The following is a 25,382-nucleotide window of genomic DNA, read 5'->3' as shown; positions in this document are numbered from 1 at the left end:
GATAGACAATTGTGCCGGGGAAAGCCTCTCCATAGAATGGAGAAAAGGAGATGGATGACCCCATGAAGATAAAACCTGTATTGCATATTGATTGCGGATCGCCGGTTACCCCGCTGAACGATTTGTTCGGCATTTTTTTTGAGGACTTGAACCATGCCGCCGACGGGGGGCTGTATGCCGAGCTGGTGCAGAACCGCTCCTTCGAGTTTGACCCCATTGACCATCCGTCTTATCATGCCTTGATGGCGTGGGAGAAGGTGGAGCGGGGAGGCCAGGCGGAGCTTACGGTGGAAAATGAGGCGCCTCTGAATGCCCGTAATCCCCATTATGCAGTGCTGGAGCTGAAGGGACCGGGATCGGCCGGTTTGATGAACACAGGCTTTAACAGCGGAATTTCCATCCGCCAAGGGGAGAAGTACCGCTTTTCTTTTTATGCCCGGAGGGAGGGCGGTCTGGAGGAGCGGGTGACGGTTTCGCTTGAATCGGCGGCCGGTGAGGTTTATGCCCATGCACGGCTCACAGTGGGAGCTGTGGGGTGGGAAAAATACGAAACTGTGCTGGAAGCGGGGGAGACGGATTTCAGCGGCAGACTGGTTATTCTGGCGGAAGGCCAAGGCAGACTGTATCTGGACATGGTGTCGCTGTTTCCGGTGAATACCTATCTGGGCCGTGAAAATGGCTTACGGGCGGACATTGCCAAGCTTTTGGCGGATATGAAGCCGAGGTTTATGCGCTTCCCCGGAGGCTGCCTGGTCCATGACGGCTCCCTGAATGAAGAGGACCGGGATTCCATGTACCGGTGGAAGAACACCTTGGGTGATCTTGCCCAACGGCCGGCAAGGCGGAACAATTGGCAGTACAACCAAACCCTGGGTTTGGGCTATTATGAGTATTTCCTGTTCTGCGAGGATATCGGGGCGAAGCCCCTTCCGGTACTGCCTGCCGGATACGATCCCCATCACCAGGCTGCGGTTCCCTTGGACGAGTTGGGACCATGGATCGATGATGCTCTGGATCTGATTGAATTTGCCAACGGGGCGGCAGATACAAAGTGGGGGGCCGTGCGGGCCTCGCTTGGCCATCCCGAGCCTTTCGGTTTGGAGTATCTGGCTATCGGGAACGAAGAAGTGGGAGAAGCCTTCTTTGAGCGGTACGCCTATTTTCACCGGGCCATCCGGGAGCGTTATCCAGAGATCCAAATCATCAACAGCAGCGGTCCTTTCGCCGCCGGCAGCGAATATGACCGCGGGTGGAAGTCCGCCAGGGAGAACGGCTCCGATCTGGTGGATGAGCATTATTACCAGTCGCCGGAATGGTTTCTTGCCAATATGGACCGGTACGACAGCTTCAAGGCGGATGAGCCCAAGATATTCCTGGGGGAATACGCCACCTGGGGCAATACTTATTACAATGCGCTGGTGGAGGCTGCCTTCATGACGCGGCTGGAGCGGAATGCCCATGCAGTAGGGTTGGCCTGTTACGCCCCGATGCTCTGCAATGTAGACTATGTCAATTGGAAACCGGATATGATCTGGTTTAATAATCATCAGGCCTTCGGTACAGCCAACTATTATGTGCAGAAGCTGTTTATGAACCATCAGGGCGATGAGCTGCTCCGGGTTGAGGCGGCCGGACTGGGACAGCCGTGCAAGCCTGAGGAAACCCCGGTAACGGGAGGTTTGGCGTTGGTGGCCGACCAGTCGGACGTGGCCTTCGAAAGCATCAGTCTGACCAATGACGAAACGGGAGAGGTTCTGGATCTGGGCCATTCCCCCGTGCGGCTGTCCAATTTGCCGGAAGCGGAAGCCGAAGGAATTGCCGCTGCGCTGGAACTGGGCAAAACAGACTGGAGTGCTTACACCCTGCGACTAAAATGCAGGAAGCTGGCCGGGCGCCGCGGGTTTGTGATCCGCTTCGGCATTACGGACGCGGACAATTTCCTGTATTGGGAGGTAGGAGGCTGGCAAAACCAGGACTCCATTATCGGAGCCCGGGTGAATGGGCGGGGAAGCTGCCTGACGCAGAATATGTTTACGCTGGAGCTGGCCAAAGATTATGAGCTGGTGCTGGAGGTGCGGGGACGCAGGATCCGGTCCTTTATCAACGGGCTGCCGGACCATCAAACGGAGGACCGTCTTCCCAATGTAGAGCCGCTCTATTTCACCGCAAGCCGTGAGCAGGGCACCGGAGATGTGATCGTCAAAGCTGTGAATGTGCAGGAGCAGCCTCTGAGTGCTCGTGTGATGCTGGAAGGGCTTGGTGTGACTCCAACTGCCGTCCGGATATATGAGCTGGCGGGTTATGCCCTTACGGATGAGAACAGCTTCGCGGAGCCGGAGCGGATCGTCCCCAAGGAACGCGGCTTCGATATCCAGGCAAACGGCTTTGACTATGAATTTCCGGGTCATTCGGTGACGGTATTCCGTATTAAACCATAAACAAGGAAGAAGAGAGCGGATGGGTTGAGTGCCCGCTGCTCTCTTTTAAATTGGGGATGGATTTTCTCCGGGTTAGAAGTATGATGATAGCATAGCCTCAATATGTGAATCGGTGGAGGGGTAGTGCTATGTTTGAGAACCATCGGGACAGCATCAGACAATATACTGCGGATGTAAGCCAGGACAGCGGGGTGCTGGCCGTCATCATCGGCGGCTCCATTGCCCACGGATATGCGACGGAGGCATCGGATATTGATGTAATGCTTGTTGTGCCGGAGGAGGAATTTGAGAGACGGTTAGCTTCCGGAGACATTCAATTTCTGCACAAGCCGTATCATGTGGACGGGAAATTTATCAGTCTGGAATTTATCCGCAGAGTAATTGCCTCCGGGAATGAAGCAACACGGTATTCCTTTGAAGGCGCTTTTGTTTCCTTTTCGCGGGTGGAGGGAGTAGAGGAGCTGATCGCCCGGGCGCAAGCTTATCCCCTGGAGCTTAAGGAGGACAAGATCAACCGGTTTTACGGCCAGTTCAAAGCCTGGCATTGGTACTGCAAGGATGCCTTGAAAAAAGGAAATCCGTACCTGCTGGATTATGCGGTCTCCAACTTGGTCTTGTTTGGCGGCAGGCTGATTCTCGCTTACAATGAAAAGCTCTTCCCGTACCAGAAATGGTTCCTTCGGGTACTGGACAGCTGCGAGAACAAGCCTGATTTGTTGATGGAAAAGCTGGGGGCGTTGGTGGAGAAGAAGGGACTGGCGGAGGTGGAGGCATTTCAATCGGCAGTGGACGGGTTCTGCGAGTGGAATACCAGCGGGAGGCGCTGGCCGAATTTATTTCTGTACGACAGCGAATGGAAATGGATGTATGGAGAGCCGCCTGTAGCAGATTTGTAAGGTGCACCCACTTTATACATAAAAGCCTTTTTATGCAAAATTACCGTTTTGCACAATCCGCCGCGCTGTTGGCTGCATCTTCTATACTATCATCATAGTAAAGAGGTGTATCCAATGGCAGCGTGGCAATGGGCAAAAATCAGAAGGACCATCCACATTTTGAAGAAGCAGCGTGTTGTGCTCCTGAGGCAGCTGGAGGAAATCAACGAAAATCTGCGTTTGGTGCCGAACCCCAGCCGGGCCAGACGTAAGCTGCTGGAAGCCAGAGTCAACATCAAGGAAGCTCTCCGGTTGAATGCAAGGGCTCTGCGGAACTTACAAAGCCTCTTTCACGTGCGTCCGTAGCAGGTAGGCGGTCCTGTCCCTTGTGGAGCAGGACCGCTTTTTTTTGCGGGGGCCGGGGAGGGGACGCGCTTCCCGGCGGGAGGGCTCGTTGTGCTGTCTTGCGGAAAAATCGGCCGTTTTCCATTTCTACGGACCGTGGGGCCGTTAGTTGACTGTAACCGGGGCTCACGGATGGCAAAACCAGAAAATAAGGTCCTGTGAGTCCGCGAAACTCTAAAAAGAAGGCAATTGCGCAAAATAAGGGATCGTCAGTCCGTTAGACAGGAAGCACGCGTTTCGAAGCCCCATCTACAGACAAAAGCCGCCAGGTAATGCTGTACCGGGCGGCTATCATTACTTCAGGAAAACCACTCCCTGCCCGCCCAACCGTGCATGCAGCGTATCCATCGGAATCTCCGCAACAGGCAGCTTTTCCTCTACAGCCAAAGAAGCGGCAATGCCGGCAGCTTGGCCCAGGGCGTAGCAGGTAGGCTGTACCCGCATAGAGGACATGGCTACGTGGGTGGCGGAGATGGAGCGGCCGGCCACCAGCAAGCCCTCCACCTTCACCGGGACCATACAGCGGTAGGGGATATCGTAGCCGTCGATGTGGCGCTCGTCGGTTCCTTTTTTGCCGTCGGGGGAGTGGATGTCGATTTCGTAATTGGTCTGCGCCACCACATCCGGGAAACGCCGGCCGTTCAGGAGATCCGCCTCTGTCAGAGTGTACAAGCCCTCGATCTGGTTGGACTCCCGCACGCCAGTCTGTCCCGCCACATGGGAGAGGATGTAATTCTCGAATCCGTTGCGCTGCAAATAATGGGCCACAGAGAATACCTGCTTCAGCGCTTCCTTCTCCGCATAATTGGTATCCCGGATCAGGCCGCCGTTGCCCTTCACCCGGGTCATGTTCACCAGCAAAGTTCCGTTGCCGCACCGTTCCCAATACAAGTGCCTGCCCTGGGGAAGCTCCGCCACGGTTTCGTAAGTATAACAATCCTCCGGCAAAAAAGGCTTAACCGGTTTGCCGGTATCCTGCATCATAAACATCAGAGTCATGGGCTGGGTCATGCCGTCTTCATCCCGTCCGCTTCGGATGGGCACTCCTGCCTCCATAGCCACAGCTGCATCCCCGGTGCAATCAATCACCACCTGAGCGGCAAAGGCCTTAAGACCTTCCCGGGTATGGGCGATCACGCCGGTCACCCGGTCTCCTTCCTTCATAGCGGCTATGAAGGAGGTATGATAGAACACGTCTACCCCTTCCCGTTCCAATCTGCTGTTCAAATAGTGTCTCAGCTCAAAAGGGGAATACTGCGGCGCTATGGAGTCCTTATGGGTGGCAGGCAGCGCGTTTGGCACAGTTTCCGCCACAATCTCCCGGTAAATACCGGTTGTGTTGCCCACAGGCATATAGATGCTTACGTTCCCCAAGGTTCCCATTCCGCCCAATTGGCCTGAACGCTCCAAAAGAATCGTTTTGCGTCCGCATCTGGCTGCGCTGATGGCCGCTGCCGTTCCGGCAGGACCTCCCCCCACCACAAGAATCTCCGTTTCCGCATAAAGGGGTATTTGGCGTTCCAAAGCAATCATCGTTTGTGTCATTGTTTTTTCCTCCCGTTGATTTCAACCCCATTATAAAAAATGAAACCGTTTCATTATACCTTCATTTCTGTTACATTTATCTAAGTGGGTGTTTGCAACCCCTAGGGGAATTGGAAGAGGGAGGCAGGACCATGCCGCGAAGGAAGAAGGTGACGCTCCGGGAGCTGGCTGCAGATTTGGGCTTGACTGTGCATACGGTCTCCAAAGCGCTTCGCGGGCTTCCGGGCATGTCCGGGGAAACCCGTGAGGCGGTATTTCTCCGGGCCAGAGAGCTGGGTTACCGCACCAAAGCCCAGGAGGCGGGGCTGACTGCAGAGCGGTTGCCCTGGGTAGCCGGACCGCCGCGGCGCTTCGGCATGTTTCTGGACGGGACATTGGATTTTCACCGACATCAGCTGGAGGGGGCGCAGAAGCGGCTGAATGAGCTGGGCTGCGCGCTGCATCCTTTGCTTGTTCCGCCCGAATTGAGCGGTGAAGCAGCCTTGGAGCAATGGCTGGCGGCCAACGGAGTCCCTTATATGGACGGGATTTTTCTGACCGCCACGCTGCCGGAATGGATGGAGCAGCCGTTATTGGCCTTGCCCATGCCCAAGGTCCTGTTAAATTATCCGCCGGCCGCCGCATTGGTGGACAGTGTGATCTGGGATGTAGAGCATGCCGTGTATCAGTCGATGGAAGCCCTGCACCGTAACGGGCACCGCAGCGTGTTATATGTAGGGGACAAAGGCCCTCACAGAGGATTCCGGTTACGGTGGCAGGCATTTTTGGATGCGGCGGAACGGTTGGACATGACGGTGGCGGGGGATACAGGGACTGCGCTGCACAGGGGGAGAGATCAAACCCGGTGGCTGCAGGAGCTGGGGGAACAGCTGGCCTCCGGCACCTTCACCTGCGTCCTTAGCGCTATCCCCGACACCGCTACCTGGGTGTATATGGCGGCAACCTCCCGGAGACTGTCTGTACCGGAGGATTTTTCGCTGGTATCCATCGAGAATGCGGCGGTTCCCCATCTGCCTGACCTGTCCCGGCCTATCCTCTTCCAACGGGAAACAGGAGAACGTGCTGCAGAGCTGATGCTGCGGCGTATTGCCAACCCGCTTTTACCTTATGAACATGTACGGCTGCGCGGGCCTTTTCACGAAGGGGAAACCTTGCGGATCATCCGGGCACCGGATGTTGTTGGGGGCATGAACGGAGCATAATCAGCAGTTCAGAAACTTATTTTTCTGCGGAGGCGGTCCTTTGAATCCGGTTGTGCATTATTACGAGCAATATAATGAAGATGCAAGATTGACCACGGATCACTCCAGAAGGCTCGAGTATATTACCACCACCCATCTTTTGGACAAATACATACCTATAGGCTCGGAACTCTTGGATCTGGGTGCAGGGACAGGCATTTATTCCTTTTATTTTGCCGGAAAGGGCTGTAAGGTTACCTCCACTGATCTGACGCCCAAACATGTAGAGTTGATCCGGGCTATAATTGCTCAAGAAGGTCTTACCAATATCGTTGCTGAACCGGCTGATGCTACAGACCTGTCCTCCTATGCCGACGAAAGCTTCGATGCGGTGTTATGTCTGGGCCCCATGTACCATCTTAAAGACCGCGCTGCCCAACTGAACTGTCTCCGGGAATGTATGCGCGTGCTGCGGCCGGGCGGAATCGTGGGAATCGCTTATGTAAACAGGCTGTTTATTTACCCTCACCTGGTGCGGATGGACCAGCGTTATCTGACCCGTGAATGGATGGACCGCATCTTGGATAAGGGGGAGATCAGTGCTTCTGACTCCGATTGCTTCTGGACGGATGCCTATTTTCACTTGCCGGAGGAAATGGAGGCGCTGTGCGGAGAATGCGGCATCATCCGTCTGGAGCACGCGGCCACAGACGGCATCGGCATGTATATGCGGCAAACGGTTAACGGCTTCACCCCGGAGGAGTTTGCGCTGTGGGTGGACTATCATCTTCAAACCTGCACTGCACCTTCTACTTTGGGGGCAAGTAATCATGGTTTATACATCGGGCAAAAGCCGTTGTAAGCTTAAAATTTGAAGTCAGCAGAGGAGAATATCAATGGGAACGGTCTTATGTGTCATTACGGAGGATTTTGCGGATTTTGAGATCACACTGGCGCTGCATAAAATCCGGAATGTGGGCAAACGGAATGTCGTTACGGTTGGTTATGATAAACAAGCAGTCACCAGTGAATCGGGCTTGACGTATCTGCCGGATATCACGGTGGCGGAGGCCATGGAGCTTGCGGATGTAGAAGGGCTGCTGATTCCCGGAGGGCCTATTCTTGAGCAGCGGGCGGAGCTGACGGAGCTGATCCGCAAGCTCAACCGGGAGGAGAAGCTTCTTGCGGCCATTTGCAACGGACCACAGTATTTGGGACGTTCCGGTATTTTGGATAACCTGAGCTTCACTACCTCCTGCTCGGAGGAACAGATCGGCAAGCTTGGTGTTGAGGACCCGTTTCCCCGGATCAATTTTATCGAGAAGCGTGTTGTCCGGGATGGCCATGTCATTACGGCCCAAGGACGGGCCTTTGTAGATTATGCCTTCGCCGTATACGATTATCTGGGTATCTATGATGGGAAGGAAGAGAAGCAGGCGCAGCTGTACAAGGATGTGATGGACCGTTAGTACAGGAACGGAACAGGGACGTATGAAAAGCCCAGACATACAAGTGAAGAGATATGTGGAGATTGGAGTCGGTAATCGTTGGTTGGTCCGAACCGAAACGGAGTACCACGACGGAACGGAGGAGGAATGTCGAGGCTTTGCCAAACCCTTCACCATGGAGTCGCTCTATGTGCGGATATGGATCGGCCGCCGGGTATGGATATGGGATTCCAAGGAAGGGATGAAGCGTGCCACCAAAGCAACCAGGCGCTTCAAGTGTGTGATCGGCTTTAAGGGGCGGTAAAACCGATAAAGAATGGGTAAAGGGCGGATACTGGTGCGGGCATTATACTTGATTCTATCTATATTTTTGAATACGGTGGTTTCCTCCAGCTCTTCTCCTGCAACGGTGCAATGGACGCCCAACGAGTTTACGGATAACGACTTTGCTTTGATGAGGACTTCTGACGGAATGGTTATCCGTTTAGGGGACAGCAGGGAGTATGTAGAGGAACGATTGGGTGCTCCCATCGGTACATTCGGCTACAATTATTCTTATGAGTATGAAGGATTCAAAATCCATTATCGGGATGGCGTGGCGGATGCCATGTTTATCGACCGGAGTACAACAGCGAAAGAGCTGTTTCAAACGGTCAAGCAGGTTACCATTGGTGATCAGATGGAAGAGGTTATGGCGAAATACGGCGAGCCCGTTAATTTGAGGGAGGATGACCGTGTCACTACAGCGTCTTACTATATGGAAAGGCACAACGGAAGCTATCGTATCGTTCACAAGCTTACCCATTCCAATAACCCGGACAATATGTTTACCTTTAACCTTCAGTTTGATGAAGAAGAGAGGCTGGAGCTCATCGTCTTTTCCGAGTACCGGTTTTTCGTCCCCGCCAAGGGGAAATAGCCTAGTCTTACCGGGAAAATCCATGCCGCGCCGCTCTAACGGAACTCAGAAGCTCTTAGCGGACAAAAAGTACACTTTTTGATTTCTAACGGAACTCAGCGACTCTTAGCTCACTTTTTGCACCTCATTTGGCCCGGTTAACCCGGCTAAGTGCTTCTGAGTTCCGTTAGTGAGCGGAAACGGCAGATTTCTGGCTCTAAGCGTCGCTTAGTTCCGTTAGCGCACGGAGGCGGCGGATTTCTGACTCTAAGCGTCGCTCAGTTCCGTTACCGCCCCGAGGCAGCGGAATTTTGCCTCCGTTACCGCCCCGAGGCAGCGGATTTCTACACAGTAAACAAAAGGATCAATACCGGACTCCGGTTTTGATCCCTTTTTCATCTTATGGAGCCTCACTAAACAGCTCCCGGATATCCCGCCGCATACTGAGCGGCGCTTCCTTCACAGGCTGGCCGATGCGCACCAGCATCTGAAGGGTGCCTCCCTGCGGTGCGTAATCCCGGTGGATAGCGGCATAGATGTTAGCCATTTCCGGGTATTCCTCCAGCGCTTGGCTGAGGGGTTGGACGGCCAGGCCCAGTGAATGGGCCTGCAATACCAGGCGGCTGTACAGCATGCCGCTTAGAATCTGGCTCTCCCGGCTATTGTCCCGGCTGCGGATCAGGGCATATGCCGGGGTATGATCGACTGCCGCCTGGGTGGATTGAACAAACCGGTCCGAAGCTGCTTGGCCCCGGTTCATGGAAGGGAAAAGGGTAACTACTCCCTGAATCACATGCTTCATAATCCCGGTTGTGCCTTGACCCTCCACGGAAAAGCCGTAGCGGTAGCGGTTTTTGGCGAATTCGTTGGCGCGGAAAATCTGCTCCGATTCCTCCATAACCCGGGGTACGCCCGCTTCCGCTTTTGCAGCCTGCATGACGTTTCCGCCCAGCCTGCCGAGGTCATCCTTGTTACGGAATACCTCCACCGCCAGCTTATCCGTACCCAGCGACTGCAGCGCCTTCGTTTCTTGGTCCGTCAATGGGGCCGGCCGGTAAGGTCCGCGGTTGGTATCCGGTTGGAACAAGAAGGCATACAAGGGGGAAGGGGAGACGGCCGCTTTCCGGAGGGTAACCTTGGCAACAGCCTTCCGGACCATACTCTCCTCGAGACGTCCTTCATCGTAAGCCCCATGTGGAAAAAGCCCGATGTCCACCGTATAGCCCAGCGCCGTACCGGCAACCCGCACATATTCCAAAAAGGCCCCCTGCGTCACCATCAATTGCCGGGCCATGGGGTCCACCTCCGGGGTTTGCCGCGAGGAATCGGCATACAGGTAGAAGCTCCCGGCATCCCCCGCATCGGTCCGGATAAACCAAGGCTGCATATTATGCCCGTTAGCCGCCAACAGGCCATGAGCCGCTGCTTGAACCCGCACATCCTGGAATTGCCGGTAATAATCCTTCTGCCAAGGCTCCAGATAAGCAGGGGACCTGAAAATTCCGCTGGCCGCAGACAGCACAACCGCCGGCAGCAAAACACATCCGCTGACCGCTGCCGCAATCCTCCCTAACATCCGCTTCGCCTTCCTTTTGTCCATCACAAGCTTCCTCCGTCAGGCGCTGCAATGGAGCGGAGCAGCAGATCGAAGGCTTCTGCGATCAGCTGTTCCTCAGTCGTCTCGTAGTAGTGCTCCAGGTACCGTTTTTTCCTGCGGGCCATGTTGAAGATGCCGACAATGGCTGCCCAAAGCACCAGCGCCGTTCTGCGGGAACCGCCCTCGAAGTGCAGGCTTCCTTCCGCAAGCCCCCGGTCCAAAGCGGTGATAAGCCGCTCCATAATTCTCTCCCCCAGCGCGTAGCACTCTTCCCGGGAGGAATCGGGCACCCCCTTGAGAAAATCCATTTCCCCGTTTTCGTATTCCATAATCGCTTGGAAATAATCCGGGAACTCTGCGCCGAATCGGTAAAAAAGCAAGCCCAGCCGCCGGATTTCTCCTGGTGCATCAAGCAGCCGTGAGCCGTCTTCCTCCTCTTCCCAAAGCTCGAGGAGCCGCCGGTAGCCCCGGGCCATGATCTCGAAGTAAATCTGCTCCTTGCTGTTGAAATAGATGTACACCGTCCGTTTGCTGAATTGAGCCTCCTTGGCCACATCATCCATGGTTGCGGCAGTATACCCCTTGGCAAAAATGACCCGCTCCGCCGCTTCAATAATGTCAATTCTGCGGATTTCCTTCTGCCGCTCCTTGCGGTCGGCAATCCCCATAGCCCCGGCACCTCCTTATATTGCACGTACATGAAGAAAAGTAAACTATCAGTTTACTTTAATTATAATCCAGCTGAGCAGGATGTCAACCCCCTAAAGAACAACCGTTCTATTCTACGCTGGAATTTTATGATAGACTGGTACAAGAAAATGGACAGACGGGTGAGGCATCTATGAAAGTCTATCCGCCGTACCGGAACGGAGGAATTATGGATACCAGCATTTATTTGATCAGACATGGCCAATCTCCCAAAACTGACGGGAACGAGCGCAGCCGGGGATTAACGGAAAAGGGGTTAGCAGACGCCCAACGGATTGCGGAGCATCTGAGTAATGAGGGAATCGACACCTTTTATACAAGCCCCTACCATCGGGCCAGCCTTACCCTGGAGCCATTGGCGCAGCTTTGCGGAAAAACTATAACCCCTGTAGAGGACTTGAAGGAAACGGTTTTCGTGGGGGGAGACGTGATTATGCAGGATGACACGCTTATTCCCACCGTTTCCCGAATGTTCCGTGAACCGGATTTTGCCCTGGCTGGGGGAGAATCCCTGACGGCTGCCAAGGATCGGGTAATGGCGGCATTCAACACTATCCTCGAAGCCCATCCCGGTCAAAAGGTTGGCATCGGCACCCATGGCATGGTGATGACCTTGATATTGGGACATTACGATAGCAGGTACGACTTTGATTTTCTGATGAAAACCTCTAAGCCTGACGTGTACCGCATGACCTTCCGGGAAAAAAGGTTCTTGGAATCAGCCAGACTGTGGCTTTCATAACATTATCGGATAAGGAGAACACAACATGTCAAGTTCACGTTATTCCACCGTTTTGTTCGATTTGGACGGTACCTTGACCGACCCGAAGATCGGCATTACCAAAGGTGTTCAATATGCCTTGGCCAAAGCGCAGATCGTTGTTGACGACCTGGATTCGCTGGAGTGTTTTATCGGACCGCCGCTGGCGGTGTCGTTCCGCGAATTTTACGGCTTCTCCGATGCGGATGCCCATGCTGCGGTGGCGGCTTACCGGGAATACTACTCCGTAACCGGCCTTTACGAAAATCTGTTGTACGGCGGTATTCAGGAGCTGCTGGAGCTGCTCCGGGCACAGGGACGGAAGCTGATTGTCGCTACCTCCAAACCCACCGTTTTTTCCAAAACGGTTGTCGAACACTTCGGGATTGCCTCGTTCTTCGATGAGATTGTTGGCAGCAACCTGGATGGAACCCTATCTGAAAAAGGGGAGATTATCGCCCACATTCTGAAGCAGCATCAGCTGGACCCGGAGACAACCGTGATGATCGGCGACCGGAAGTTCGATATCATCGGGGCTCAAGCCAACGTGGTGGATTCCATTGCTGTAGGGTACGGGTATGGCAGCGGAACTGAGCTTTTGGCAGCCCAGCCAACTCATTTTGCGGGGACCGTCGATGAGCTGAGGGCTTTTTTTGCAGAGGGGAAGGAAGGCCGATGATTGCGATTCAGCGGATTAAAGCGGAGGATCAGGGTCATCTGTCTCTCCTGCTGCAGGAATTGACCGGCACCCAAACCGATGCTGCCGTGTTTGGCCGGACCTTTCATATGATCTTGGACGATAAGCAGTATATACTGCTTGGCGCTTACCATAACGGTGAATTGGCGGGAACCGCCATGGGGATTGTCTGTATGGATCTGACCGGCGATTGCCGTCCGTTTATGGTGGTGGAGAATGTGGTGGTCTCCGCCAACCACCGGAAATTGGGGATTGGCCGGCAGCTGATGCTGGCGATGGAGGAACATGCGAAGGAGCGGAATTGCTGCTACGTCATTCTGGTTTCCGGAAAGCAGCGGGTGGAGGCTCACCGGCTGTATGAGAGCCTGGGCTACCGGGACGAAGGGGCCGAGGGCTTCCGCAAGCATTTCTGAAGAGGTTATGGAAAAGAAAACCAATATCCGGGAGGCTGGACATGGGGAATCTGATCATTACGGATGCGTATGAGGGCAATTTGAAGCATGTGAGCTTGGAAATCCCGCGGGACAAGCTGGTGGTGCTGACCGGCTTGTCGGGTTCGGGCAAATCCACCCTGGCCATGGATGTGCTGTATCAGGAATGCCAGCGCCAATATTTGGAGGCTATCGGCTATCAGGGCATCCGCAAGCCGGGCGTAGGCTCCATCAAGAACGTATCCCCCGCCATCCGGATTACCCAGTCGGAATCCAACAAGAATCCCCGCTCCACCGTCGGCACTCTGACAGATATGTATACGGGCCTGCGGATGGTGTACGAAAAGCTCAGCACCCGCCAATGTCCCCATTGCGGGCAAGCCGTTTCGGCAGCGGACTGCAGGGAGGAAACGGAGAAAAAGGACAACGCGTTTCATGTGTATATGCATTGTCACCTCTGCGGGCACAAGATGGATAAGCTGACACGGACCCATTTCTCCTACAACACCCGGGAGGGAGGCTGTCCAACCTGCCAGGGCCTTGGACAAATGCTGCAAATTAACATGAACGCAACCCTGCACGAGGAGCTGTCCTTGGAGGAAGGGGCGGTAGAGTATTGGAACCGGGGCTATAAGGAGTATCAGACGGCGGCGGTTTATCAAGCTCTCCGCCATTATGGCTTGCCTGTTCCCGAGAATGTGCCGGTGAAGGAGTTCGCGCCATTGCAGCGGGCTATCCTGCTTTACGGTTCGGAATGTGATGCGGTGAAGGAGGCTTTCCCGGAGACCGCACCGCCCAAAACAGTGGCCCTTGGCAAATTCGAGGGGGTGCTGTCCACCCTGTGGAGACGGATGTCGGAAAAAGGCGGGGATGCGAAAAATCTGAATGGCTTTTTCCACTCGGATACCTGCCCGGATTGCAAGGGAGAACGTCTGGGGCCGTTAAGCAGGTCGGCTACTGTGAACGGATACCGGCTGCCGGAGCTGACGGTGCTTTCCCTGGAGGAATTGGACGATTGGGTTGCCGGGTTGGAAACGGCTTTAAGTCCGGCGAGTCTGCGGCTTGCAGAGCTCTATCTGTCGGACATCCGCACCAAAATCCGGCGGATCGCCCATACCGGCTTGGGCTACCTGTCGCTGGACCGCCAAATCATCACCCTCTCCGGCGGCGAAATGCAGCGGATCAAGCTGGCGGCCGCTCTGGATTCGGACCTGACCGGCGTGATTTACATTCTGGATGAGCCTACCGTCGGGCTGCATCCCAAGGATACCCAGGGCATGATCGGCATCATCAAAAAGCTGCGTGATTTGGGCAATACGGTGCTGGTGATCGAGCATGACCCGGATGTGATGGCGGAGGCGGATTATATTGTAGATATGGGCCCAGGCTCGGGAAAACATGGCGGAGAAGTTATCGGGTCCGGCACCTTAACCGAGCTTCTGGCGAACGAGCAATCTGTCACCGGCCGATTCCTTAAGGAAAAGCGGGTTCTCCGCAGCCAGGTCCGGCCGGGGAACGGCGGGCATATTCATATCCGTCATGCTTCCCTTCATAATTTGCAGGATGTGGAGGTCCGTTTCCCGGCAGGCTGTCTGGTGACGGTGACGGGTGTATCCGGCTCCGGCAAATCCACTTTGGTGTTTGATGTGCTGGCCAAGCTGTGGGAGAAGGAGCGGGTAGGGGACGCGGAGGTATCGGGACTGGAGCTGTTTGACCAGATGATTACCATTGAGCAGGGGGCGATTACCCGAATGAAACGCTCCAACGTCGCCACCTATACCGATATGTACACGGATATCCGCAATCTGTTCGGCGGGCTGGCGGAGGCCAAGGCCAAAGGGCTGGCAGCCAAGCATTTTTCCTTCAATACCAAGGGCGGCCGTTGTGAAAATTGCGAGGGGCTGGGCGTGATCACCAGCAACATGCTCTTCTTTGAAAATATTGAAGTCACCTGTCCGGTCTGCGGCGGCGCCCGGTTTAACGAAGAGGTGCTATCGGTGCAATATAAAGGGTTGAATGTCAATGAGGTGCTTCACCTCTCCGTCGAGGAGGCGTTAGAGGTATTCGCCGGCCATCCGGGTCTGGAGGGGATGCTGAAGCTGCTCCGCGAGGTGGGGCTGGATTATCTGGAGCTGGGCCAAACCCTGACCACACTCTCCGGCGGGGAGGGGCAGCGTCTGAAGCTGGCCAACGAGCTGATTTCCAATAAGGGCAAATCGGTGCTGTATCTGATGGATGAGCCGACCACTGGATTGCATCCGGCGGATGTGGGGAATTTCCTGAAGCTGCTGAATAGAATGGTGGATGCGGGAAGCACCATCCTTGTGGTGGAGCATAACGAGCAGGTAATCCGCGATTCGGATTGGGTCATTGACCTGGGGCCGGAGGGCGGCCGGAACGGCGGGCAGATTCTGTTTACGGGAACGCCCGGGGAGATGGCTGCGAGTGGAACCACAGTGACGGCTGAGGCCTTACGGCAAGCGGCGGCTTCCGTGATGGGCGGGGAGTGATAGGAGGAGAGAGCATGGGGGTGCAGGTCATCAGCCTGGATATGTTCCAGACGCTTGTGAATGTGAATAGCAGGCTGAATCAAATCTGGGGAGCGATATTGGCGGAGCAGTTCCACCCGGAGAAGGCTGGGCGTCATTCTACCGCTTTGCAGGCTCGGTTTATGGAGGAGTGGAGCCGTTCCAGAGAGACGGAGGCCTTCATCCTGCTAAGGGAAATTTACGGCCGCAGCTTCGAGGAGCTGTTCCGTGAATACGGTATTGCTTACAGCCATCAGGAGGCAGCGGAGATCCTGTTCCGGGAGCACCGGCTGGCCCACTTTTATGAGGATACGCAGGATTTCCTGGCTTCTGTTGCCGGACGGTACCAGCTGTGTATTACCAGTGATGCCGATGATGCCATGATCCCGGATTTCTACAGGGGTTACGGCGCCAGGTTGTTCACCTCCGAGCAATGCCTCTCCTACAAGAATGACAGCGGCAACAAGATATTCAAGGATTTGATCCGCCATTATCAGGTTCCGCCCGGGGATATCCTCCATATCGGCGATTCCAGGTCCGATGTTCTGGGGGCCAAGCGGGAAGGTATTGCCGCCTGCTGGATCAACCGTACCGGGCAAACCTGGGAGCATGAGCTGAAGCCTGATTATACCGTGAGTTCTTTTGCGGAGCTGTCCGGAATATTGGGGAGCGCCGGATAGCGTGTGGGGGAGTGGGGAGAGTAAGTTGGGTAGAATAGAGCAGGACAGAGCAGGACAGAGCAGGATAGTAGAGTTTGGTGGAATCTAGTAGAGTAGAATAATGTACGTCTGAGCAGGATAGCTCGGTGCAGGGCAGGCTCAGGGCTCAACGCTGCTTGGGGACAGAAGCTCAGAGCGATGCAGCGGGAGCATCGTATATGAAATTTCATATATAACATCCCGGATACGCGGCAAAATAAGGTTTGTATATGAAATATCGAGTATAATTTCCCGGGTACGGGGTTGGTAGGGTAATTATATATGAATTTTCATATATAACCGCCTAAATCAGCATTCCGCAGCAAATTAATATGAAATTTCGACTATACCTTTCAGGGTAGTGGCTTTCTCCCTAGGGATAACCGGTCCGGACACCGGGTCTTGACACCGGCTTGGCGCCGCTTTATAATTCAACTAATTTCATAACCGAACAGCTGTGAAGAGAAAGAGTACCGCGGTCACGTCTAATACAGAGAGCCCTGTTATCTGCTGAGAAGGGGCATGGAACAACCGGGGGAACATGGTCTCGAAGCTGCGCACCGAAGCCTCATGTGGCATTAGATTGCGCCGGAGCCTGCATCCGTTATTAGTGCTAGGGTATACTCGCATGGTTTTGCGCCGTACCCGAAAAGGTGAGTGCCGCGAGGCATTCGTGAAAATTGGGTGGTACCGCGTGAGCCATAGCTCTCGTCCCTTTGTGGGATGAGGGCTTTTTTTTGCTTTCCTTGACATTTCATTTCAAAAAGGAGGAATTGGCATGGCTCAGATTTTTATTGGCGGGGCATGGCCCTACGCCAACGGCTCGCTGCATTTGGGAAGAGTGGCCGGCATTCTGCCGGGTGACGTATTGGCCCGCTACCACCGGGCAAAGGGAGACCGGGTGCTGTATGTATCCGGCAGTGATTGCCATGGTACCCCTGTGGCAGTATCAGCGGCTCTGGAAGGAGTCTCTCCCGGGGAGGTGGCCGGCCGGTTCCATTCGGAATTTGTGGCGTGTTTCCGGCAATTGGGGTTTTCTTATGATTCGTATACGCGGACAGATCAGCCCTTTCATCATGAGGGAGTAAAGGAGCTGTTCCTGCGGTTGTTGGACAACGGCTATCTCTACCCAAAAACTGTCAGCCAGGCATATTGTGCTGCGGACGGGCGGTTTTTGCCCGACCGTTACGTGGAAGGCATATGCCCCATCTGCGGCGCTAAGGCCCGGGGGGACCAGTGTGAGCAATGCTCCACGCTGTTAGACCCGGCGGATTTGCAGGAGCCTGTCTGCAAGCTGTGCGGCCGGACGGTGGAGTGGAAGCCAACGGAGCATTATTTCCTGGCGCTGTCCCGATTCCAAGAGAAGTTGGAATCTTATGTGGCGGAGAAAGCCGTCCATTGGCGGGAAAATGCAGTTTACCTGACCCGGCGTTATCTGTCAGAGGGGCTGCTGGACAGGGCGGCCACCCGGGACCTGGACTGGGGAGTGGATGTGCCGCTGCCGGATACGGAGGGCAAGAAGATTTATGTGTGGATCGAAGCGGTCAGCGGGTATTGGACGGCCAGCAGACAATGGGCAGAGGCGACAGGAGAGCGTTGGGAGGATTTTTGGGTGGAAACGCCGGAAGGGACAGACATTCAATCCGGTGAACAAGGAATAACCGCATACTATGTACACGGCAAGGACAATGTGCCCTTCCATACGCTGATCTGGCCGGCGCTGCTGTTGGGCGCTGGGAAGCTCCATCTGCCTGACCGGATTTTTGCTTCGGAATATCTGACCCTGGAAGGGCGCAAGTTCTCCACCAGCAGCAATTGGGCGGTATGGGTGCCGGATCTGCTGGCGCGTTATGATCCCGACTCTATCCGGTATTATCTGATTGCCAATGGCCCGGAGAAGCGGGATGCCAATTTCACATGGCGGGAGTTCATCCACAGCCATAACGGTGAATTGCTGGGAGCCTGGGGCAATTTCGTCAACCGGACACTGGCGTTTATTGCCAAGTCCTTCGATTCCCGGGTGCCCCTGGGGCAGCTCCCGGTCGGCTGGGCGGAGGAGGTGGGCGCACTCTATCTGGCTGCAGGCGAACGTCTGGAGCAGGGGAGAATGAAGGAGGCGCTGGAGGGGATCTTCGCTGCCATTCGGGACGCCAACAAATATTTTGACGCGCGTAAGCCCTGGGCTGCGCTGAAGGAAGATCCCGCCCACTGTGCAGAAACCCTCTATATCTGTGTGCAGTGGATGGTCAATTTCGCCAATCTGCTGGAGCCGTTCCTGCCCTTCAGCTGCGCCAAGCTGCGGCGTATGCTGGGAGTGACGGAGGAGCCCCGCTGGGCGTTGGTGGCAGTAGAGGCAGGGCAGGTAATCGGTCCGGTGGAACTGCTGTTCCAACGAATCGATCCTTCCCGGATTGGGGAAGAGGAGGAGCGGCTTACTGCCAGCCTGATCCGTTGACGGTTCTCTGAGTAAGTGGGGAAGATGAGGGGAAGAGGCAGGGGGTGGAACTGGGGACACTCCTGCGGGAACTAACGGACGGGAAAGCACCTATTTGCCCACAAATGAGGATGCAGAAATTCTAACGGAAACAGGCGACGTTATTTGGCTAAAAAGGAGCCTGGGGCGGCTGAGTATAGCACAATAGCATCTCTGGCCGCCGTTAGAAATTCCTATGCCGCATTTTTGAAGGAATAGAGGCTTCTGCCGCCGTTAGAATTCCCATGTTGCAGCGAAAGTGCCCACCCCCATCACCAAACGCTGAAATGGTCCGGTGGCAGCTACTGCTCCAAAATTCTGGACTATAGTGACGCAAGAAGCCGCCCTATACAAGAGCTGGTGTCGGGAAGCACCCGCCTGTAATCTCCCCCTGTTCGTGTAACGGTAGCGGAACTGAGAAGCTCTTAGCCAGCCAAATCGCGTCTTTTGACCGGTTAACGGAACTCAGACGACCTTACAAGCAAATTCCACCCCTTGCGCTACTTTCTACCCCCGCTAAGAGCCGCTCACTTCCGTTAGCCGCGGAAAAGGCCATTTTTAAGGCTGTAAGGGTCTGTGAGTTCCGTTAGCGCTAGATGCCAGCCGGTTAACCCGAGTTTTTGAGGTGCAGGAGCAATTGTGGATGCCTGTTTTCATGCGCTTTACTTAGCTTTACATCAAAAAGAGCCCTGCCCACCGGCACGGCTCTTGCTTTTGCCATTCTACTTCACTGCATAAATCGGCGGCTGCGCGAAGGAGAGGGTCCGCCCTTCATGGATGGCCCGGTCCGCCAGCAGAGTGATCTGCATGGCCTTGTACACGTCCTCCAACGTCGGGGTTGCCGCTTTAGTGCCTTCAATCATCCCCACAAAATGCTCGAATTGAACGCCTGTTGGCTTCAGCGTATAGTCCACATTGATATCCTCGCGGGTGCCGCTGGGATAATGCTCGAACTGAATCAGGTTGCCCAGATGCTGCTCACTCTTGGGGCGCTGGTCCTTGTAGATGATGCGGATGCGGCCCTTGGGACCGATAAATTCCTTCAGATTGTCGCTGGGCATGGTATGTCCCCAACCGGCCTCGTAATAACCGATGGACCCATCGCTGAATTTCATGGTGATCATGCCGTAGTTGTAGGTATTCTCCGGTACACCTGCATCCAGACGCTGGCCTACACCGCTGACAGAATCCACCTCCGCGCCTGTCACCCAGCGCATCACATCGATATAATGCACGCCGCAGTCCACGATGGGGGAGGCGTCATGCAGAAGCGCCAGATGGGACTCCCAATTATGGGTCCGTTTCACCTGAGACATCCGCATGGCAAGGGGGGCGCCGATGGCTCCAGAGCGGATCATGTCCGCCACCCGCTGATAGGTGGAGTTGTGACGGAGAATATGCCCCACCAGCACCTTGGTTTTGGCGGAACCGGCCAACCGGATAAACTCCTCGGTTTCCTTCATGTTGCCGGCAATGGGCTTCTCACAAAGGATATGTTTGCCTGCCGCAATAGAGGCCTTTGCTATTTCCAGATGAGTGGAAGGATATGTAGCGATGATGACGATGTCCACGTCTTCCCGTTTGAGGAGATTGCGGTAATCGGTATCCCAGGCCTCAGCTCCATACTTGAGGGCGAATTCCTGTGCCTTCTCGGGCCGCAAATCGGCTACGCCGACAATCCGGGCCCGGTTATGCTTATAAAGGCTGTCCAGGTGTACGGCCCCCATGTAACCGCACCCCACCAAGATGATGCCATATGTCTTCATCGCCGTTCACATCCTGTTTCGTTAAGGTTGAAGGTTTCCTGTTGTTTCAAGCTTACAGTCATTATATGAAAAGTGGCTTTCAAAAGATATTTTCATTCTGGCGCAGTTTATATTCTATTTTGGCATTGTGGGGCAAAGCAGGCCCATTGACATCAGCGTACATGACCATTATGATAAAAGCAAGCATACATTTAGATGGTTGGCTAAATATTAAATTAAGGAGATATCTGGCGATGAATGATTCCTTTAAAGCTCTATCTGACCCTACTCGGCGCCAGATTCTCCGGCTGCTCCGGGAGAAGGACCGTACCGCCGGTGAAATCGCCGATTTTTTTAACATGACGAAACCCAGCATCTCCCATCACCTGAATGCGTTGAAGCAAGCGGGTCTGGTGCTGGACGAGCGCCAAGGGCAGCATATTCTCTATTCCATTAATACATCCGTGCTTGAGGAAGTAATGGGCTGGTTTTTGGATATGCTGGGTAAGGAAAATACAGACGAAACAGGGAGGAACGACTGATGAAATGGGAGCGGAAGGACTTTTTCATGCTGCTGATCGGCCTCATTCCAACGATTGTGGCATTAATCAATTACAATAAGCTGCCGCTTCGAATGGGCACCCACTTTAACTCTTATAATGAAGTGGATGGTTATATGGACCGTCCGGCAGCGATTGCCATGCTCCTTTTTTTGGGGCTAGGCCTACCTCTGATATTGAAAGTAGCCCGCAGAGTGGATCCCAAAAGCGAGAATTATACCAAATTTGAGGGAGTTTACGAACTGCTTCGCTGGGCGATGACCGTATTTATGCTGATCGTTGGGATGTTCCTGGTGGTATACAATCTGGGCTACCGTTTAAATGTCAAAATGGTCACAAGCCCGCTTGTTGGACTGCTGTTTATGATTCTGGGCAATTTTATGGGCAAAATCCGCTATAATTATACCATGGGCATCAGGACTCCATGGACCCTGTCCAACGAAACCGTCTGGAGGAAAACCCACCGGATGGCAGGCCCCATGTGGATGGCTGCAGGGGCAGTCATGATCCTGGGCGCATTCCTCCCGGGAAGCTGGTCCTTGCCTGTGACTCTCACCTGCGTAGGGGTGGTGGTGCTGGTACCGACCGCCTACTCCTATTGGCTCCACCGCCGTCTGAAGGCTTGAACACGTAAGGATGCTTCTGCCTGCCACATTGTGTTATCATAAAGAATATTGTCATTATGATGTGGGAGGCACCGTGTAACATGAAGCTTCTAATGAGTTTGCTTAAAATCGCTTTGCCCCTGATTGTGATCTTCTTCTTGCTGAAGGTCCACATTCTGCTGGGCATTGCCGCGGCCGTAGCCCTTGTGGTCTACACGTTCATCCGCAACAAATCTGCTTTTTTTGCCTATCTGGGCAACATGAACTACCAGCAGGGCAAGGAGAAGGAAGCATTGATGTGGTTGAATAAGGCAGCTGCCGAAAAGAATTGCAAGGCCATGCATCTGCTGGGTTTCAGCTTCCTGTTGCTCCGTCTGGGCAAGCTGGAGCAGGCCCAGGAGATTCTGGTGCGGGCAGAGCGTATGTCCTTGACCAGGGAGGAAAAAATGGCTTACCTGACCAATGCCTCGCTGCTGCTATGGAAGCAGGGAAGGCTGGATGAAGCCACAGCCATGCTGGAGGAAGCCCAAGGTGAATACAAGAATACCAACCTCTATGGAAGCCTGGGATACTATTATATTTTATCCGGAGACTTGGACAAGGCGCTGGCCTATAACCAGGAAGCCTTCGACTACAATAACAAAAGCGCGGTAATTGCGGACAATCTGGGCCAGACCCGGCTGCTCCGTCGCGAATATGAGGAAGCCCTGGCCGTTTATGAGGAATTGGCAGGCCAGAAGCCGGCATTCCCGGAAGCATATTTTAACTATGGTCTGGTGCTCGAAGCGTTAGGGCGTAACGAAGATGCGTTGGAGCAAATGGAGAAGGCGCTGGATTACCCCACTTCCTTGCTCAGTACCGTTACCCACGAGGAGATTAAAGCCAAAATTGCCGAGCTCCGGCAACAATCCGGAATCATTGGCGATACCGATGAGGAGCAAGCATAACCACATAAGGATTTAACAGCTCTGCCGAAATCATTCCGGCGGGGCTGTTTTTTTTGTCAGCGGCGGTGAAACAATAGGGGAAACATTCTAAGCGGCAGCTGCCGCTTTTGGACCGGAGGTCGGACAACAGAATGAACCGCCGGATATTGATCGTTGAGGATGAGCAGAGGATTGCCAGGATCTTGGAGCTGGAGCTGATTAATGAAGGCTATTACGTCGAGCTGGCCGCCGACGGTGTCGAGGGTTTGGCCAGAGCCGTTCAGGAGGACTGGAGCTGTATTCTGCTGGATTTGCAATTACCGGGGCAAAGCGGGTTTCAAGTGCTGGAGAGGATCCGCGCCCAGGATTCGAGGACGCCGGTTCTCATTCTGACTGCTCGGGAGGCGGTGGAGGATAAAGTGAGGGGGCTGGATCTGGGCGCTAATGATTACGTCACCAAACCCTTCGATTTTATGGAATTATCCGCCCGGATCCGGTCCCAAATAAGGGCCAGGCTGAGAGAGGAAACACCTTCGCCGGAGGATCTGCTCAAGGTGGATGCGTTGACTGCGGACGTAAAAACGAGACAGGTTCAAAGGGAGGGCAAGCTCATTGATTTAACGCCCAGGGAATTTGACCTGTTGGCTTATCTGCTCAAGCACAAAGGCCAGCCGGTAGGACGGGAAACACTGCTGTCCGAGGTATGGGGGTTTGATTTTGCCGGGCAAACCAACCTTGTGGATGTGTATATCCGCTATCTCCGCCAGAAGGTGGATCAAGGCTTCAAGAAAAAGCTGATCGCGACCGTCAGAGGTATCGGATACAGCATCCAGGAGCCGTAAACGATGAAGCTGAAAACGAAGATCCGGATTTATACGATCGGCGGACTGGTTTGTATCCTTGTGTTTTTCAGCCTGTTGATCTATGTGTTTTTTGTGCGGTTCAGCACCAATGCCGAAATCAGGCTGCTGTGGACCCGGGCCCAGACCATCCTCCGCAAGCCGGAGGTGCGCTCGGAGCAGGCCTGGGAGGAGCCGGAGCTGCTCCGGGAGTTCTTGGGCGACCGGATGATGATCCGCATTATTGACCCTTCCGGCACAATCCGCTCCAATGTGGAAAATGATCCCGGGCTGGCTTCTTATGCCCCGGTGTACCGGACTGCTTACCACACCCGGGTTGTGCCGGTATGGGCGGAGCGGCGGATCTACATCCAGGTGCCCATTTTGACAGTGAAAAACAAACGCCAGGTCGGGGTGCTGGAGCTGGGCAAATCCTTCCACCTGGCCCGGGGTTATCTGCGTGTTCTGCTGATTACATTAAGCTCCGGGACCTTGGTGGGCATTTTGGTTGCCATCTTCGCCGCCTTTTTTTATGTGAAGTGGATTTATAAACCGGTGGAAGCATTGGCGGAAACCATGGAGCAGATTGAACAGAGCGGCAGCTTCACCCGGCTGGATCCGGTATTTGCGGAGGGGGATGACGAGTTCGGCCGGCTAGGCGGGACCTTCAACCGAATGATGGACAGGCTGGAGGAGAATTACCGGCGGCAGCGGCATTTTGTGGAGGATGCCTCCCATGAGCTTCGCACTCCCCTGACCGTGATTCAGAGCTATGCAGGCATGCTCCACCGTTGGGGCAGCGAGAATCCCGCTATCCGGAAGGAAGCGGTAGACGCCATCCAAACGGAGGCGGACAGGCTGAGGGATCTGGTGGAAGGGCTTCTCCAGTCAGCCGATAGCCAGGAAAGCCAGCCAGATGCCCCTTACATGGAGGTGGATCTCTTGGAACTTGCCGGCAAAACGGCGGAGGAGCTGAGTCTGTCCTTCCAACGGCAAATCTCCCTGCACTCTGAACCGGACGTCCAATTCCCCGTGTTCGGCAACGGGAAGAGGCTGAAGCAAATGCTGATCAATCTGCTGGATAATGCCATCAAATATAGCGGGCTGTCCGTTGAGCTTCGTTTGGAGCGTGACGGTGTTTGGGTGGTCCTCCATATTGTGGATCAGGGTGAAGGTATAGCGCCGCGCCATCTTCCACGGATTTTCGAACGGTTTTACCGGGTGGATGAAGCCAGAACCCGCAGCACCGGGGGGAGCGGGCTGGGACTGTCCATTGTGGAGCAAATTGTGAAGGAGCATGGGGGGACGGTTGAGCTTGTGAGCAGCCGGGGCGAAGGGACCACTGCCACGGTCAGACTGCCGGCATATATGCAGGAAGACCACCCTGTGGAATAGGGTGGTCCAGTTGTGTGCGCTTAAAGCACGCGGCGGGCGGTAATGTAGTGGGAGCTCCACCAGGAGGAATTCAGGCTGGAGTATTTGACTCCGCCAGCTCCATAGGTGTGCAGGATCTGTCCGTTTCCGGCATAGATTCCCACGTGGGCAACTTTACCGCCGGATTTGCTGGTAGAGAAAAAGACCAGGTCGCCTTTGCGAAGATTGCTTTTGGAGACATAACGGCCCACCTTAGCCTGGTCGCGGGATGCCCGCGGCAGGGAAATACCAACTTTCTTATAGACATATTGGGTGAAGGATGAGCAGTCGAATGTAGAGGTTACGCCGGAAGGCGATCCGAACTTATAGGGTGTGCCGAGATAGCGTCTGCCGATGGAGATGACGCTGTCCGCTTTGGTGGCCGAAATGGAGGCAGTTGCTTCCGTCTCGCCAGTCACGGAGACGGAGGCTGCCGAGGCTTGGGATGGATGCGCCAGGCCCAGGCCTGTCCAGGCCAGGGTCGCGCTGAGTCCAACAACAGCCAAAGGTCGGAGAATGCGAGTACGTATAGTCATGATGATGCCTCCTGTTTGATTGGATTTGGCCCGGCAGCCGGATTTGGGGAGAGGTCCGGTCAAAGGATGGGAATGT

Annotated in this window: 24 protein-coding genes; 19 read left to right on the top strand and 5 right to left on the bottom strand. The window is 54.6% G+C overall.

The window, feature by feature from the left end:
* Positions 1 to 62: 62 nt before the first annotated feature.
* The 3 genes from ACI1P1_RS23265 (at position 63) to ACI1P1_RS23255 (ending at position 3,679) form a co-directional block, all read left to right on the top strand.
* Entirely contained in the window at positions 63 to 2,438 is a 2,376-nt protein-coding gene (locus ACI1P1_RS23265; protein WP_416218848.1) for an alpha-L-arabinofuranosidase C-terminal domain-containing protein, read from the top strand.
* Positions 2,439 to 2,566: 128 nt separating this feature from the next.
* Entirely contained in the window at positions 2,567 to 3,334 is a 768-nt protein-coding gene (locus ACI1P1_RS23260; RefSeq protein ID WP_416218847.1) for a nucleotidyltransferase domain-containing protein, read from the top strand.
* Positions 3,335 to 3,448: 114 nt separating this feature from the next.
* A complete protein-coding gene (locus ACI1P1_RS23255; RefSeq protein ID WP_416218846.1) occupies positions 3,449 to 3,679 on the top strand; it encodes a hypothetical protein in 231 nt (76 codons plus the stop codon).
* Between the two features lie 333 nt (positions 3,680 to 4,012).
* Here ACI1P1_RS23255 and ACI1P1_RS23250 read toward each other — a convergent pair whose 3' ends face one another.
* Positions 4,013 to 5,263 carry an FAD-dependent oxidoreductase gene (locus tag ACI1P1_RS23250; protein WP_416218845.1) on the bottom strand — a complete coding sequence of 417 codons (1,251 nt, stop codon included), beginning with the start codon at positions 5,261 to 5,263 and terminating at the stop codon, positions 4,013 to 4,015.
* 131 nt (positions 5,264 to 5,394) lie between these two features.
* Between ACI1P1_RS23250 and ACI1P1_RS23245 the strand changes: the two genes are divergently transcribed.
* The 5 genes from ACI1P1_RS23245 to ACI1P1_RS23225 are packed head-to-tail and all read left to right on the top strand — an operon-like array spanning position 5,395 to position 8,811.
* A complete protein-coding gene (locus ACI1P1_RS23245; protein ID WP_416218844.1) occupies positions 5,395 to 6,465 on the top strand; it encodes a LacI family DNA-binding transcriptional regulator in 1,071 nt (356 codons plus the stop codon).
* 40 nt (positions 6,466 to 6,505) lie between these two features.
* On the top strand, positions 6,506 to 7,306 hold the full coding sequence (locus ACI1P1_RS23240; RefSeq protein ID WP_416218843.1) for a class I SAM-dependent methyltransferase: 801 nt from the start codon (positions 6,506 to 6,508) through the stop codon (positions 7,304 to 7,306).
* A 34-nt stretch (positions 7,307 to 7,340) separates the two neighbouring features.
* Positions 7,341 to 7,913 (top strand): DJ-1/PfpI family protein, encoded by a 573-nt coding sequence (locus tag ACI1P1_RS23235; protein WP_416218842.1) that lies wholly within the window; start codon positions 7,341 to 7,343, stop codon positions 7,911 to 7,913.
* Between the two features lie 22 nt (positions 7,914 to 7,935).
* On the top strand, positions 7,936 to 8,196 hold the full coding sequence (locus ACI1P1_RS23230; RefSeq protein ID WP_416218841.1) for a DUF3977 family protein: 261 nt from the start codon (positions 7,936 to 7,938) through the stop codon (positions 8,194 to 8,196).
* 48 nt (positions 8,197 to 8,244) lie between these two features.
* The gene (locus ACI1P1_RS23225; protein ID WP_416218840.1) at positions 8,245 to 8,811 is read left to right on the top strand and encodes a hypothetical protein; all 567 of its coding nucleotides are present in this window, start codon (positions 8,245 to 8,247) and stop codon (positions 8,809 to 8,811) included.
* A 379-nt stretch (positions 8,812 to 9,190) separates the two neighbouring features.
* On the opposite strand, the gene ACI1P1_RS23220 is transcribed toward ACI1P1_RS23225, so the two are convergent.
* Together ACI1P1_RS23220 and ACI1P1_RS23215 are read right to left on the bottom strand one after the other, a co-directional pair.
* Positions 9,191 to 10,390 carry an Acg family FMN-binding oxidoreductase gene (locus tag ACI1P1_RS23220; RefSeq protein ID WP_416218839.1) on the bottom strand — a complete coding sequence of 400 codons (1,200 nt, stop codon included), beginning with the start codon at positions 10,388 to 10,390 and terminating at the stop codon, positions 9,191 to 9,193.
* Positions 10,390 to 11,055 carry a TetR/AcrR family transcriptional regulator gene (locus ACI1P1_RS23215; protein WP_416218838.1) on the bottom strand — a complete coding sequence of 222 codons (666 nt, stop codon included), beginning with the start codon at positions 11,053 to 11,055 and terminating at the stop codon, positions 10,390 to 10,392. The genes ACI1P1_RS23220 and ACI1P1_RS23215 overlap by 1 nt, the downstream gene beginning before the upstream one ends.
* A gap of 173 nt (positions 11,056 to 11,228) precedes the next feature.
* Between ACI1P1_RS23215 and ACI1P1_RS23210 the strand changes: the two genes are divergently transcribed.
* From ACI1P1_RS23210 to metG, 6 genes are all read left to right on the top strand, one after another.
* Entirely contained in the window at positions 11,229 to 11,837 is a 609-nt protein-coding gene (locus tag ACI1P1_RS23210; protein WP_416218837.1) for a histidine phosphatase family protein, read from the top strand.
* A 25-nt stretch (positions 11,838 to 11,862) separates the two neighbouring features.
* The gene (locus tag ACI1P1_RS23205) at positions 11,863 to 12,534 is read left to right on the top strand and encodes an HAD hydrolase-like protein (RefSeq protein WP_416218836.1); all 672 of its coding nucleotides are present in this window, start codon (positions 11,863 to 11,865) and stop codon (positions 12,532 to 12,534) included.
* Positions 12,531 to 12,965: a GNAT family N-acetyltransferase gene (locus tag ACI1P1_RS23200; RefSeq protein ID WP_416218835.1), complete on the top strand. Its 435-nt coding sequence runs from the start codon at positions 12,531 to 12,533 to the stop codon at positions 12,963 to 12,965. The genes ACI1P1_RS23205 and ACI1P1_RS23200 overlap by 4 nt, the downstream gene beginning before the upstream one ends.
* Before the next feature lie 41 nt (positions 12,966 to 13,006).
* Complete coding sequence (locus tag ACI1P1_RS23195) at positions 13,007 to 15,493, top strand: ATP-binding cassette domain-containing protein (protein ID WP_416218834.1); 2,487 nt, start codon at positions 13,007 to 13,009, stop codon at positions 15,491 to 15,493.
* A 14-nt stretch (positions 15,494 to 15,507) separates the two neighbouring features.
* Positions 15,508 to 16,191, top strand: a complete 684-nt coding sequence (locus ACI1P1_RS23190; protein ID WP_416218833.1) for an HAD family hydrolase — start codon at positions 15,508 to 15,510, stop codon at positions 16,189 to 16,191.
* Between the two features lie 796 nt (positions 16,192 to 16,987).
* On the top strand, positions 16,988 to 18,664 hold the full coding sequence (gene metG / locus ACI1P1_RS23185; RefSeq protein WP_416218832.1) for a methionine--tRNA ligase: 1,677 nt from the start codon (positions 16,988 to 16,990) through the stop codon (positions 18,662 to 18,664).
* A 740-nt stretch (positions 18,665 to 19,404) separates the two neighbouring features.
* Here metG and ACI1P1_RS23180 read toward each other — a convergent pair.
* The gene (locus ACI1P1_RS23180) at positions 19,405 to 20,448 is read right to left on the bottom strand and encodes a Gfo/Idh/MocA family protein (RefSeq protein WP_416218831.1); all 1,044 of its coding nucleotides are present in this window, start codon (positions 20,446 to 20,448) and stop codon (positions 19,405 to 19,407) included.
* Between the two features lie 233 nt (positions 20,449 to 20,681).
* Between ACI1P1_RS23180 and ACI1P1_RS23175 the strand changes: the two genes are divergently transcribed.
* The 5 genes from ACI1P1_RS23175 (at position 20,682) to ACI1P1_RS23155 (ending at position 24,752) form a co-directional block, all read left to right on the top strand.
* A complete protein-coding gene (locus tag ACI1P1_RS23175; RefSeq protein ID WP_416218830.1) occupies positions 20,682 to 20,969 on the top strand; it encodes an autorepressor SdpR family transcription factor in 288 nt (95 codons plus the stop codon).
* Entirely contained in the window at positions 20,969 to 21,613 is a 645-nt protein-coding gene (locus tag ACI1P1_RS23170) for an SdpI family protein (RefSeq protein WP_416218829.1), read from the top strand. Before ACI1P1_RS23175 ends, ACI1P1_RS23170 begins: the two co-directional genes overlap by 1 nt.
* Before the next feature lie 80 nt (positions 21,614 to 21,693).
* Complete coding sequence (locus tag ACI1P1_RS23165; protein ID WP_416218828.1) at positions 21,694 to 22,539, top strand: tetratricopeptide repeat protein; 846 nt, start codon at positions 21,694 to 21,696, stop codon at positions 22,537 to 22,539.
* Positions 22,540 to 22,670: 131 nt separating this feature from the next.
* Positions 22,671 to 23,360, top strand: a complete 690-nt coding sequence (locus tag ACI1P1_RS23160) for a response regulator transcription factor (RefSeq protein ID WP_416218827.1) — start codon at positions 22,671 to 22,673, stop codon at positions 23,358 to 23,360.
* Between the two features lie 3 nt (positions 23,361 to 23,363).
* On the top strand, positions 23,364 to 24,752 hold the full coding sequence (locus ACI1P1_RS23155) for a sensor histidine kinase (protein WP_416218826.1): 1,389 nt from the start codon (positions 23,364 to 23,366) through the stop codon (positions 24,750 to 24,752).
* Between the two features lie 20 nt (positions 24,753 to 24,772).
* Here ACI1P1_RS23155 and ACI1P1_RS23150 read toward each other — a convergent pair whose 3' ends face one another.
* On the bottom strand, positions 24,773 to 25,306 hold the full coding sequence (locus ACI1P1_RS23150; protein ID WP_416218825.1) for a C40 family peptidase: 534 nt from the start codon (positions 25,304 to 25,306) through the stop codon (positions 24,773 to 24,775).
* Positions 25,307 to 25,382: the final 76 nt, after the last annotated feature.

This window comes from Paenibacillus mesotrionivorans, assembly GCF_046098205.1.
GTDB lineage: Bacteria > Bacillota > Bacilli > Paenibacillales > NBRC-103111 > Paenibacillus_AR > Paenibacillus_AR mesotrionivorans.
This window is presented reverse-complemented; position numbering and strand designations above follow the sequence as displayed.